Origin of the sequence: Blautia sp. NSJ-175 (assembly GCF_022867815.1) — a bacterium.
Lineage (GTDB): Bacteria > Bacillota > Clostridia > Lachnospirales > Lachnospiraceae > Blautia > Blautia celeris.
The window spans coordinates 62,123-74,148 of record NZ_JALIFQ010000014.1 but is presented as its reverse complement, the minus strand read 5'-3'; the positions used below and the strand labels follow the sequence as shown (position 1 = coordinate 74,148).

The 12,026-nt window shown below is 49.2% G+C and carries 10 protein-coding genes; all 10 read right to left on the bottom strand.

Going from position 1 to position 12,026, the window contains the following annotated elements; all coding sequences use genetic code 11:
• Positions 1 to 17 precede the first annotated feature (17 nt).
• Positions 18 to 1,409 (bottom strand): MBOAT family O-acyltransferase, encoded by a 1,392-nt coding sequence (locus tag MUB35_RS20115; RefSeq protein WP_244806714.1) that lies wholly within the window; start codon positions 1,407 to 1,409, stop codon positions 18 to 20.
• Between the two features lie 48 nt (positions 1,410 to 1,457).
• Positions 1,458 to 1,928, bottom strand: coding sequence for a DUF4358 domain-containing protein (locus tag MUB35_RS20110; RefSeq protein WP_244806713.1), 471 nt, complete (start codon positions 1,926 to 1,928; stop codon positions 1,458 to 1,460).
• Position 1,929: 1 nt separating this feature from the next.
• The gene (locus MUB35_RS20105) at positions 1,930 to 2,709 is read right to left on the bottom strand and encodes a GDSL-type esterase/lipase family protein (RefSeq protein ID WP_146051707.1); all 780 of its coding nucleotides are present in this window, start codon (positions 2,707 to 2,709) and stop codon (positions 1,930 to 1,932) included.
• 173 nt (positions 2,710 to 2,882) lie between these two features.
• Complete coding sequence (locus MUB35_RS20100; protein WP_244806712.1) at positions 2,883 to 4,493, bottom strand: ATP-binding cassette domain-containing protein; 1,611 nt, start codon at positions 4,491 to 4,493, stop codon at positions 2,883 to 2,885.
• 29 nt (positions 4,494 to 4,522) lie between these two features.
• On the bottom strand, positions 4,523 to 6,106 hold the full coding sequence (locus tag MUB35_RS20095; protein WP_227210146.1) for an ABC transporter substrate-binding protein: 1,584 nt from the start codon (positions 6,104 to 6,106) through the stop codon (positions 4,523 to 4,525).
• 70 nt (positions 6,107 to 6,176) lie between these two features.
• On the bottom strand, positions 6,177 to 6,995 hold the full coding sequence (locus MUB35_RS20090; RefSeq protein ID WP_156120826.1) for an ABC transporter permease: 819 nt from the start codon (positions 6,993 to 6,995) through the stop codon (positions 6,177 to 6,179).
• Positions 6,992 to 7,984, bottom strand: a complete 993-nt coding sequence (locus MUB35_RS20085) for an ABC transporter permease (RefSeq protein ID WP_103732084.1) — start codon at positions 7,982 to 7,984, stop codon at positions 6,992 to 6,994. The genes MUB35_RS20090 and MUB35_RS20085 overlap by 4 nt, the downstream gene beginning before the upstream one ends.
• A gap of 186 nt (positions 7,985 to 8,170) precedes the next feature.
• Positions 8,171 to 10,162: an oxidoreductase gene (locus MUB35_RS20080; RefSeq protein WP_244806711.1), complete on the bottom strand. Its 1,992-nt coding sequence runs from the start codon at positions 10,160 to 10,162 to the stop codon at positions 8,171 to 8,173.
• A gap of 74 nt (positions 10,163 to 10,236) precedes the next feature.
• Positions 10,237 to 11,115, bottom strand: a complete 879-nt coding sequence (locus tag MUB35_RS20075) for a LysR family transcriptional regulator (protein ID WP_227210144.1) — start codon at positions 11,113 to 11,115, stop codon at positions 10,237 to 10,239.
• 75 nt (positions 11,116 to 11,190) lie between these two features.
• Positions 11,191 to 11,922 (bottom strand): DUF3784 domain-containing protein, encoded by a 732-nt coding sequence (locus MUB35_RS20070; RefSeq protein ID WP_148391518.1) that lies wholly within the window; start codon positions 11,920 to 11,922, stop codon positions 11,191 to 11,193.
• Positions 11,923 to 12,026: the final 104 nt, after the last annotated feature.

Below are 12,026 nucleotides of genomic sequence, written 5' to 3'. Positions count from 1 at the left end.
AATCCCCGCCTGTTTTATTAAAAACGCAGGTATAAAAAAGGATGGTAAGAGCTGTAGACCAGGCAGGCTGTCCCCAGAAGAAACAGCACGCCGTACAGCACCGCGGAGCCAATTATAGAATCGTGGAACCGGCTCTCCACCCATCTGTAAAAGCCCGGTCTGCAGGCAAGTATGCACAGCAGGAAGACCACGAGGTTTGTCTTCAGATAATACAGCGCCGCCGTATCCGCAAGACCCACGGCCCCGATTCCCACCAAATGCCCCAGATATCCCACTGCCTCCCCCAGGGAATTGTGGGAAAACAGCATCCAGCCTATCATTACCAGCAGCATCGTATAAGTCCCTGATACCCAGCCCGGCAGTTTTTTCAGCCTGCTGCCAAGAATATATTTTTCTGCTATCAGAAGTACTCCGTAATATAACCCCCACACAGGAAAATTCAGCGCTGCCCCATGCCACATTCCGGTAAGGCACCACACGATCAGGATATTGCGGATATGCTTTCCTGTTCCCACGCGGTTGCCGCCCAGAGGTATGTAGATATAATCCCTGAACCAGCTTCCGAGAGAGATGTGCCATCTCCGCCAGAACTCAGTGACGCTTTTTGACATATACGGATAGTCAAAGTTTTCTTTTACCGTAAATCCCAGCATTCTGCTGATTCCAATGGCCATATCGGAATATCCTGAAAAATCAAAATAGATTTCCATGGTAAAGGCAAACATACCGATCCAGGCAGTGAGCACAGATATATTTCCTGCCCCTGCGCTGATCTCCCCATAAAGGGAGGCCAGTGTGTCGGCCAGCAGCACCTTTTTTGCAAGACCCAGAATAAACCTTCTGGCTCCGTAGCCAAGCTGCAGTGCATTCACCCTGCGCTTCTTCATCTGCTCCTTCATGTCCTTGTACCGCACAATAGGCCCTGCGGTCATGGCAGGAAAAAATACCGCGTAGGCGGCAAAATCCGTAAATTTCTTCTCCGCCTCTGTTCTGCCATAGTAAATATCAAAGAGATAGGACAGATTCTTAAAAGTATAAAAGGACAGTCCTATGGGAAGCGCCAGCTCCCTGACTGCAATCTGTGTATGAAAAAAGCTGCCGATCAGATTCGCTGCCGGCCCGAAATATTTAAAGAAACAGAGCAGAAATACATCCACTCCCACGGCAAAGATCAGATCCTGTTTCTTCCGTCTTCCGTCATTCTCCTCTCCTCCGATCTGCAGACCCATAATATAATGAAATACCGCAGAAAATATCAGCAGAATAAGATAGACCGGGTCTCCCCAGGCATAAAACACAAGGCTGGCTGCCAGAAGGAACCAATTCCTCCCCGCGGCAGGCAGCAGGTAGTATATCAGCAGCACTGCCGGTAAAAATGCAAAGATAAAAAACAAACTGTTCAGCAACATATATATTCTCCCCTGAATCCGGACGCAGTCCGGAAATCATCCTCCCTGCTATTTGATCAATTCCAGAAATTCTTTCCTCCACTGCTGCGCATGACTTCCGGATGCGTACAGCACATAACTTCCCCTCGATTCCACCGCTGCCTCTGTAAGAAGCGCCGTCTGGGACACGCCGTATCCCTCAAAACTTTTCTTCTGTTCCTCCAGATGCTTTTCCGCACTGTCCAGCACATCCTCTGCCTCCTTCGGACTTTCCGCCTTTACGACCAGAAACTCATCCACAGACATGGGGGACTCTGCTTTATAAAAAACATATCCTTCAAGATTCCCTGCTTCCAGCCCGTAGAACCTGCGAAGCTGTCTTGCACCGCATTTTTCCAGGGAAGTTATTGTCTTATCCTGCTCCATTTTGGAAGCCATTTCCTCTATGGGAACATCCTTTGCCCAGCCTCTTGTGCATAAAAAAACAAGGTAGGTTGCCAAAAACATAAGGGTTCCCGCTTTTACCCATTTTATTTTCATCTTATAATCCCGCCGTATCTGCCAGATAGGACAGCCATGCCGGATAATAACTCTTGATCACATGGATGCCGTCCGGCTCATAAATTCCATCTTTTCCTTCTATTAAAAAAGTACAGTCCACAAAGGTATATCCATCTTCTTCACACATGGCCTGAAGTGCCTCGTTAAACGCTTCACAGTACGCATAACTCGGCGTCTCCTTCACAGCCTCTTTGGTTGCGGGCAGAATGCTGTTGATATAAACTGCAGCATCCGGAAGCCCTTCTTTCAGCCGCCCGATCTGGCGCCTGTATGCCTCAATAAACTTTTTGCTGTCCCCTTCACAGATTTCCATGTCGTTTGTTCCGAAAACAAAAAACACTGCCGAGGGACGCAGTGAGATGGCATTGTCCACCAGGTCATCTGCCTGGCTTACGCTGAGGCCTCTTTTATAGAGCACCACATCCGTGTCCAAAAAGCCGTACTCCACGATGGATTCTGAAAAAGAATCCCCCAGTATCACAGCATTCTGGAATGCCCTTTTTAATTCCACCGTATCCCGCTCTTCCCCTTGACTGCCCTCGGAACCGTCCCGGCTTTCCAGGTCTTTCAGAGCATTTTCCGTATGGGAAATATCCGCCTTTTCCAGGGCGGCTACGGTCTTTCTGTTTTTTTCATAAGGAGTTTCTTCGGCGTTTTCCGCCTTTTTAAAGATAACAACAACAGCAATGATGACCATCAGCACCACTGCCACAAGAACCCAAAAACGGGTTTTAGATATGTACGCTTTGATTTTTTCCATTTTTCCCTTCAATTCCTATGTCCTTTTCCCCTATTCGACAGATTCCCCGATTCCTGTCGTTTAATAAATTATAGACGTTAAAAACTGAAAGTTCAAGGTGAATATTCCAACTTTTATATATTTAAAAAAGCTGTTACAAAATCGCCTGATTTTTGTAACAGCTTCACAATGATTTATTTTTCCTGCCCCATCATGATGATCCGGTCACTGACGTGCATGACCATGGGCAGGTCATGGGCAATGAGCATAATAGTCAGATGATGCTCCTCCTGCAGCTTTTTAAACAGATACATGATCTGTGCCTGAATGGAGATATCCAACGAGGAAATGGGCTCATCCGCCACAATAAACTCCGGTTCCACAGACAGCGCCCTGGCAATGGCTGCCCTCTGCCGCTGTCCTCCTGACACGTCATAGGGATGGCGGAGGGCAAGGGCCGGATCAAGTTCCACCTGCTCCATTAAGGAACGCACCCGCTCCCGCAGTTCCTGCCTGCCTCTGCACAGCTTCTGGATCCTGAGCGGTTCCCCTATAATCTCCTCCAGGGTCATGTGAGGATTAAATGCTGAGGAGCTATCCTGGAAGATCATCTGTCTTCTGTAAATGCGGGCAGTGTCCCCGTGATAGAGAATCTTTCCGCCATCCGGTTCGTAAAGCCCTACGATACACCTGGCAAGGGTGGATTTCCCGCAGCCGGAGGGACCGGCCACTCCCAGGATTTCCCCTCTGTAGACATCCAGAGAAAAATCCTCCAGGACACGGGAAACCGTATGCCTGTCCAGACGGAAATTTTTAGACAGATGCCGAATCTCGATGAGCTTTTCCGGTTCCGGCTCTTTAAGAAGAACCACCTGATCACCGGGTGTTATCTTTTCCTCTACCTGTACAGCCGGATGAGAGACATCCCCCTCCACATGGGGGTGCATATGGTTGTGCGTGCCGCCGTGGGTATGGGGCATGCCGTTGTGGAAATGTATCTTACCGTGTGTATGCCCAATGCCTTTTCCGTAATTCCGGTATCCCAGCAGTTTTATGGTATAGGGATTCTGCGCGTGATCAAAAATATCATGGACACTGCCGCTCTCCACAATCTCTCCCCGGTACATAACATATACGCTGTCCGCCACATCTTCCACCAGACCCAGGTCATGGGTGATGAAGAGAATGGCAACCCCGGTCTCTTTTCTTATCTTTGCCAAAAGCTCCATGATCTGCTGCTGGGTGTCCACATCCAGCGCAGTAGTAGGCTCATCTGCCAGCAAAAGGCCCGGGCTGCAGGCAAGGGCTATGGCGATTGCCGCCCTCTGCCGCATACCCCCGGAAAACTGGTGAGGATACTGGAAAAAACGCTTTTCACATTGGTCAAATCCGGTGAGTTCCAATAGTTCCAGTGTTCTGGCCTTTGCCTCTTTTTTTGATATTTTCTCATGGAGAAGGATGGTCTCCATGATCTGCTTCCCGATGGAAATGGTTGGGTTCAATGACAGATAAGGGTCCTGAAACACCATGGAAATCTCCCTGCCGCGGAATTTCTGCATCTGCTTTTCCGTATATTCCAATATGTTGCTGCCCTGATACAGAATCTCGCCGCTTTCCACCCGGGTCTTATTTCCGAGAAGCTGTAAAATGGTTTTGCACAGCACGGTTTTCCCTGAGCCGGATTCCCCCACAAGGGCAGCCAGCTCCCCCTTCTTAAGCTCCAGGCTCACGTGTCTTGCGGCGCGGGTCTGCTCCTCATCCTGAAAGGTCACAGACAGATCGCGAATCTCCAATAATGTCTCCATAAGTGTTCTCTCTTTTCTATAATGAAGTGTTACATATCCCAGTCGTAAATATTCCAGAAGATACCCACACCGTGATGTCCGAGAACCGTGTCCTTCGTCAGTCCGGTGATGTTGTCTTTTGATACATACATGGCGTCAATATATGCGATAAAGGTATAAGGAAGGTCTTTTGACAGCTCCGCCTGGAATTCCTTATACAGCGGAAGTCTCTCCTCCTGTGTCTCCAGTTCTCTTGCCTGCTGAAGAAGTTCGTCTACTTTTGCATTGGAGTAGCTGCTGTAGTTGGCTCCTTTGTCTGTGCCGAATACTTTGTAGGTATGGTCATCCGGGTCAAAAGGACTTCCCCACCCAATCAGGTATGCATCCTGGTTTGCCCAGTCTGTCTCTGCTGTCACTTCCACTTTACAGTTCACGCCGATATCCTGCAGGTTCTGCGCGCAGATATTTGACATATCAATACGCACCTGGTCTGCCTGACCGTTGGAAATGGTGAAGGCAAGCTGTTCTCCGTCTTTTTCATAATACCCGTCATCGCCCATTTTCCAGCCGTTTTCTTCCAGAAGCTGTTTCGCTTTCTCCGGATCAAACTCATATTTTTCAATGTCCGGGTTGTTATAAGGTCCCATCTGCAGAGGAGAGTACGCTGCCTCCCCGTGACCTAACAGCACGCTGTCCACAATAGACTGGCGGTCAATGGCATAGCTTAAGATATTTGGCAGTTCCCTGTGTCTGCCAAAGAACTCACTTCCGAAGTTATAAAGGATTCCTCTGTAATCTGCTGTTTTCATAACATCCACAACAAATCCGTCTTCCCCCTCAAACTGCTTGGCATCTTTCGGTGTCACCTGCGCCAGATCCAGTTCCCCTGATTTTAACTGAAGGGCCCTTGCCTGGGTATCCTCCACAATCTTGAAGACTACCTTGTCAATCTTAGGTGCTCCCAGATAGAAGTCATCAAACTTTTCAAGGGTAATGCTCTGTCCCTCGTCCCAGGAAACCAGCTTGTATGGGCCGCAGCCCACAGGATTTCTGTTGAAATCATCGGTAACGATGTCTTTTCCCTCCAGCAGATGCTTGGGCAGGATTCCGATAGTCAGGTAATCCAGCATGGCAACATTTGGTGCTTTCAGAGTTATCTTCACCGTACTGTCATCCGGAGTCTCAATCCCTGTGATATCCTCATAGTTGGAAGCAATCTCAGAGGCATTGTCCGGGTTCATTATAGTATCCAGCGTAAACTTCACATCCGCGGAGGTAAAGGTCTCGCCGTCATGGAATGTCACGTCTTTTCTCAAATGAAAGGTATAGGTTTTGGACGCCTCATCCCACTCCCAGCTCTCTGCAAGAGCAGGTACCACTTTGTCCTCTGCATCATGGGCTGTCATACCTGCAAATATAAGGGAATTGATCTCCCCATGCTCATAGAGCGCAGGGTTAATATTGGTGTAATCACCGCTTCCGTAAACCAGCGTTTTTTCTTCCCCGCTCTTATCCACAGCCTCTGTTTTTGTGTCTGTATCTCCTTTTGCCTTATCGTCTTTGCTCCCGCAGCCTGCAAGCAGTGAGGCTGCCATGGATGCTGCCAGCAGTAATGTCAGTATTTTCTTCTTCATGTCTGTTCTCCTTTTGCGTTTATTGCCGGTTTGCCGGAATGCCCGGCAGCGGCTATAATCGGTTGCCGTTTTATAGGTTGCTGTGTTCTCTGTTGTTTCTCAGGCGGATGTACTCTCCCACATTGGTGATACACACCAGAGTGGTTACCAGGAACAGCCCGGGAATCAGAATGATCCACCAGGAGTTGGACAACAGGGCTTTCTGTGAAAGGGACATCATGCTGCCCCAGGAAATGATCTCCATGGGAAGGCCAATTCCCAGAAAACTTAAGGTGGCCTCCGTGCCGATCGCCGCGCTTACATTTGTGACGATCATGAACATGGTGGAGGATATAAAATTGGGAAACAGATGTTTCCGCAGTATGTAGAAAAACTTTCCGCCGGCCAGTCTGGACGCCAGAACAAAATCACTGTTCCGTATCTGGCGCACTTCACTTCTGACTACTTTGGAAATGTTCATCCAGCTTGTAAGTCCGATCACCACAGCAATACTGGTAGCTGTAGCTTCCCCCAGAAGTGCCTGCAGAAAGATCACAAGCAGGATGGAGGGAATACTCAAAATGATCTCTGTGAAGCGCATCAGCAGATCGTCCAGCCAATCCGGCACAAGGCCGCTGACACAGCCGTATACAATGGCAGTCACAGAGGATATAGCAGTCGCCAGTATCCCGATATACAGGGATACTCTTCCGCCCTCCCATATCATGGAGTATATATCCCTCCCCATGGTATCCGTGCCGAAATAATGGGCACTGCCGGGCGGCAGACTGACTTCTGTCAGGTTCATGTAAAAAGGATCTCCTGTCGCTAAAACTTTTCCAAACAGGCATCCTAGGATAATAACTCCCAGTACCAACAGGGAGAAAACGGGAAATTTTTTCTTTTTCATGCTGCTTTTTCCCCTCTTTCCTGTTTCATTCTGGGGTCAATCCATTCGCTGATGATCTGGCCTGCCACATTTGCCACAATGACCGCAAAGCCTGTGATAAGGCTTAATACCATCAGCATATTGTAGTCATGGTACTGGGCACTCTCCATACTGAGCGTCCCCAGACCGGGATAGGAAAATACACTCTCCGCGATGTAGGTTCCGCCGATGATATGGGGCACGGAAATAGCCATGATACTGATCAGGGAAGGCAGGATTTTCCTCAGGCAGTGGGTGAACATGATGCGGCATTTCCCCATGCCCTTTACCTTGCACAGAAGTACATAGTCCTCGCGGATTTCCTCCAGAAGCTTGTTTCTTACCATATATGTGTAATACCACAGATGGGATAACACCATAACCGTGACCGGCAGGATCAGATGTATCAGCCTGTCCCCCAGGGAATGTTCCCCTCCCAGGGCATAGGCGCCGCTTGTGGGCAGCACAGCCAGATTCACGCCGAAGATAAGGATCAGCACAAGCGCAACGAAAAAGGAGGGGATACAGTTGGTCACAGTCCCAATCTTACAGATGCACCTGTCGATCAGGGTATTCTCACGCATCGCACAGAAAATACCCAGCAAAACAGCGAAAAGGAAGGTGAGCACATAGGATAAGCCTCCCAGTATCAGGGTATTGGCATATACCTTCTCTATGACTGCTCCCACATCCTGCTTATATTTATATGAAATCCCGAAATCCCCGTGCAGGGCATTTTCCACCCAGCGCACGTACTGCACGGTCATAGGCTCATTGAGGCCCAGACGCTCCCTGGCCTTCTCCTTCTGGCTCTCATTCATCCGCTCCACGCTCTCCCCGTAATAGGATTTTAAAGGGTCCCCGGGAGAAAGGCGGGCAATAAAAAATACCAGTATGGACAGCACCAGCATGGACAGCAGGATCTGTACCAGTTTCTTCAGCAAAAATTCAAACTTCTGTGGTGTATTCAATGTATTTTCCTCTTCATTCATTCCGGTAAATTGTCAGCAAAAAAGTAACGCCGCATCTGTTATTTTTTTGACTATCCATAGTATAGCAGACAAAAAATCCCCCCACAAGCCACGTGGGGGGATATAAATCTATATTTTTTGTTATGGCTGCCGTACGCTTTGGCAGCACGCTTGTTGATACACCTATCACATATGGTTTGCCACTTCAAATGCATCCCAGATCGCGTACATAATATTTGAAACTTTCTTCGCGTCACCCAGCAGATAGATTTCCGGCACATCAAACTGCAGGTCATTGTAGAGGGAATTCTCCTCCCTGTATCCAACAGATAAAATAACGCTGTCACAGGAAATCTCCTTCTTCTCCTCCTGAACAACACAGGATAACATTCCATCCCGGAATCCGGTCACTTTGGCGCCGGTCACCACCTCAATGCCGTTGTAGGGGATCAGGCGCTCCAGCATATCTTTGTTGGCATGGCAGAGAGGGCCGTTGACTGCCATCAGCTTATCGAGGGCTTCCACAATCGTCACTTTCTTACCCTGCTGCGCAAGCCACAGTGCTGTCTCACAGCCCACCAGACCGCCGCCTACCACTACGGTACTGCCGCCGCAGTCTTTTTCCTTTGTGAGGACCTGTGCCGCAGTGTATACATGGGCATCGTCACCCAGAGGGAACACCTTCGGGACGGAGCCTGTGGCGATGATCACAGCGTCATATTCTGCTTTTTCCACATCTTCTTTTCTGACTTCAGTATGAAGGTGTACCGGAACATCCAGTTTTTTCAGAGTGGTCTCATACCACTTTGCCAGTTCCAGATCATCCTCCTTAAAGTCAGGAGCACCGCCCGGGATCAGATTGCCTCCCAGACACCCGTTCTTCTCAAAGACTTCCGGCCTGTGTCCGCGGATTGCCAGCACTCTGGCTGCCTCACAGCCGGCCACACCGCCGCCCACTACCATTACTTTTTTGCTCTTCCGTATAGGTTCATAGGCGGTCACCCGTTCCCGGGCCGCCTGGGGATTCACGGCACAGTTGATCATGGAATATTCCTGTACACGCCCCATACAGCCCTCCTGGCAGGAGATGCAGGGACGGATATCCTCTGTGCGCCCTGCCCGCAGTTTGTTCACATAGTCCGGGTCAGCCAGAAGAGGACGGCCAAGACTTACAATATCACAGGTTCCATCCTCCACAGCCTCAGAAGCCATAGCCGGATCATCCATACGTCCGGCGCAGAGCACAGGTACATCCACCACTTCCTTCACCATTTTACAGTACGGGCGGAACAGTCCTTTTTCCTGATACATGGGGGGATGATTCCACCACCAGGCATCATAGGTACCCACATCTGTATCCAGCGCATCGTATCCATAGCTGACAAGCAGTTTTGCAGCTTCCAGACCCTCCGGAATATCACGGCCCTTTTCCTCAAACTCTTCGCCCGGAAGGGCACCCTCTCTCCAGTCCTTGATCATGCTTTTTACGCTGAAACGCAGGACAACCGGGAAATCCTCCCCGCAGCGGGACTTGATCTCCTCCACCACTTCCCTTGCGAAGCGGAGCCTGTTTTCCAGGGAACCGCCGTATTCGTCTGTTCTCTGGTTGAACATGGAAATGGCAAACTGGTCCAGCAGGTATCCCTCATGGACCGCATGGACTTCAATACCGTCAAAACCGCCGCGCTTGGCATTGTATGCGCCGTCGCTGAAAGACTTTACAATGCTGCGTATTTCCTCTTTCGTCAGAGGACGGCATGTCTTATCCAGCCATCTGTGAGGAATGGCGGATGGCGCAACCGGCGGGAACTCTCCCAGGTTGGTGGGTATGGTGACACGGCCAAAGCCCCCTGACATCATGAGAAAAATCTTGCTGCCGTACGCGTGAACACGCTCTGTCATCTCCCTGCTGGTCCGGATAAAATGTACCGGATTGTAAGTGGAATTGGGACAATTGGGCATACTCTGAGTCTCCACCCGGCAGTCTGAGAACGTGACACCGGTGATGATCAGGCCGGTGCCGCCCTTTGCCCGCTCTGTGTAATAATCAATACCTCTCTGGTTGAACCCGCCCTGGGCGTCCGCCAGTCCCAGAGGTCCCATGGGGGCCAGTGCAAAACGGTTCTTTAGGGTAACCCTGCCGATCTGCACAGGGGTAAATAAATTTTTATATTTCATTGCGTCCTCCTTCGTATTTCTTTTAACAATATAATACAAAAGAACAACGCCTTTCCGCCAGCAACCTTTGCTTGTCAGGTGGAAACTTTTTGTTTTAGAAAGCAGTCAAACTGCTGTATGGTCTCATAATTTTTCGTATCTTCCTTGTAAACGCCGAACACCTCCCAGGTCATATGTTCCTCAAAGGGTATGGCGCGCATATGTTCCATACGGAAATCCTCCAACATAAATTCCGGTATGACCGCAAGACCGATCTTCTGGCGGCAGAGTTTGTACAGGACAGCACCGTCCGATGTCTTTGCTATGATGTTGGGAGTAAATCCCTTCGCACAGCAGATGGAGGCAAAATCGTGGTACATGTGGAAATGTTCATTCATGAGGATCATGTTCTCCTCCCTCAGCATCTCCACGTTCACACTCTCCTTTTCATACAGGGGATGCCCTTCATAGACAAGCAGCAGGATCTCCCTTCCGTCCAGTTTCCGCTGTATCATGTCGTCCCCTTCGTGTTTTCCCACAATGAAACCGTATTCCAGTCTGGAGTCTTCCAGCATGGACTTCACTTCCTCGTTGGAATACTCATTCCACTCCACCCGGATATGGGGATTCTCCCTCATAAAATTCAGGATCAGCTCAAAAGGAAGGACATTAAAGACACCGCAGGCGCATCCGATGCGAAGAACTATCTTTCTGTTCTCAAGCTGTCTTACGCCGTTTTCCAGCTCCTCCAGCTCCTGTATGATCTTCTTCGTCCTTCCATAGAGAAAATCCGCGCTCTGTGTTGGGCGCATACCCTGTTTGGTGCGCTCAAAAAGAACGGTTTCCAGTTCTGCCTCCAGGGTCCTTATATTTTTTCCCAGTCCCTGAGGTGTGATATAAAGGCGTCTGGCAGCCCTGCTGATGCTTTTTTCCTGATAGACGGCCTCAAAACATTTCAAATCTTTTGTGTTCATGTGTTTGCCTGCCTTTTCTCTCGTGATACCCCTATTGTATAGGGAGAGAAAACACTCTGTCAACTGCAGTCTGTGTCAGTTCTGCTGTACCTTTTCCTTTATTTCCTCGTAAAGCTTCCTGGTAGCTGCCTCGTCTTTACCGTTCAGCACCACGGTTCCCTGCTCTGTGTCCAGGACCACAAAGCTGTCACAGGATGTATAGGAATACAGTTTATAATCACCGAACTCTGCGTTCTTAAAATATCCTGCCTGCAGTGTGGGACCTCCAATCCCATTTTTCCGGCTGCCGCGCTGCAGATCATCCGTGTAAGAAACAGATTTAACAGAAGCATACGGCACCTCATGATCCGGCCAGAAGGATACCTGTATCTCCAGGGATGCCTCATGCATAACCGGGGTTACATTTCCTGTAAAAAGCACAAAGGAAACCACTGCCAAAATGACTGCGGTGAAAAGAAAGGACGCGTTTCTGTAAATTTTATCCCTGGCCCTGTCTTTTTCCTGAACGGCTTCCCCTTTTACTACGCACACCGTATTGCTCAGAATCTGTATGGCAGCCACCACAGCAGCAATGCTGATCACAAAGGCTGCCACAGGGAACTGGTCTCCCATTATACTCCAGGCAGCCATAACAAGGGTGATCACACCCAATCCTCCGCCTACGACCCGGCACAGCCTTTTCTCATTGTATTTTTCTTTATTCCGGGACGTATTGTACCCGGCAATGAGAAAGCTCCCTTTTCCCATCAGCAGAATCACTGCTATGATTCCCGTCAGTGCTGTTAATCCCCATAATATCCATTTCATATAAATTCCTCCTTACAATGATTCCAGTTTTTCATAAGTTTTCTTACACACATTATAGCAGGTTCAAAAAAGATTGATATTCATTTGCACAGGATACATCTTTT

Bases quoted from the DNA above. Each gene is read 5' to 3' on its own strand.
- MUB35_RS20105 (WP_146051707.1), bottom strand. From the start codon at position 2,709: ATGGAAAAAATCAAAGCGTACATATCTAAAACCCGTTTTTGGGTTCTT.
- MUB35_RS20080 (WP_244806711.1), bottom strand. From the start codon at position 10,162: ATGAAATATAAAAATTTATTTACCCCTGTGCAGATCGGCAGGGTTACC.
- MUB35_RS20095 (WP_227210146.1), bottom strand. From the start codon at position 6,106: ATGAAGAAGAAAATACTGACATTACTGCTGGCAGCATCCATGGCAGCC.
- MUB35_RS20070 (WP_148391518.1), bottom strand. From the start codon at position 11,922: ATGAAATGGATATTATGGGGATTAACAGCACTGACGGGAATCATAGCA.
- MUB35_RS20100 (WP_244806712.1), bottom strand. From the start codon at position 4,493: ATGGAGACATTATTGGAGATTCGCGATCTGTCTGTGACCTTTCAGGAT.
- MUB35_RS20075 (WP_227210144.1), bottom strand. From the start codon at position 11,115: ATGAACACAAAAGATTTGAAATGTTTTGAGGCCGTCTATCAGGAAAAA.
- MUB35_RS20110 (WP_244806713.1), bottom strand. From the start codon at position 1,928: ATGAAAATAAAATGGGTAAAAGCGGGAACCCTTATGTTTTTGGCAACC.
- MUB35_RS20115 (WP_244806714.1), bottom strand. From the start codon at position 1,409: ATGTTGCTGAACAGTTTGTTTTTTATCTTTGCATTTTTACCGGCAGTG.
- MUB35_RS20090 (WP_156120826.1), bottom strand. From the start codon at position 6,995: ATGAAAAAGAAAAAATTTCCCGTTTTCTCCCTGTTGGTACTGGGAGTT.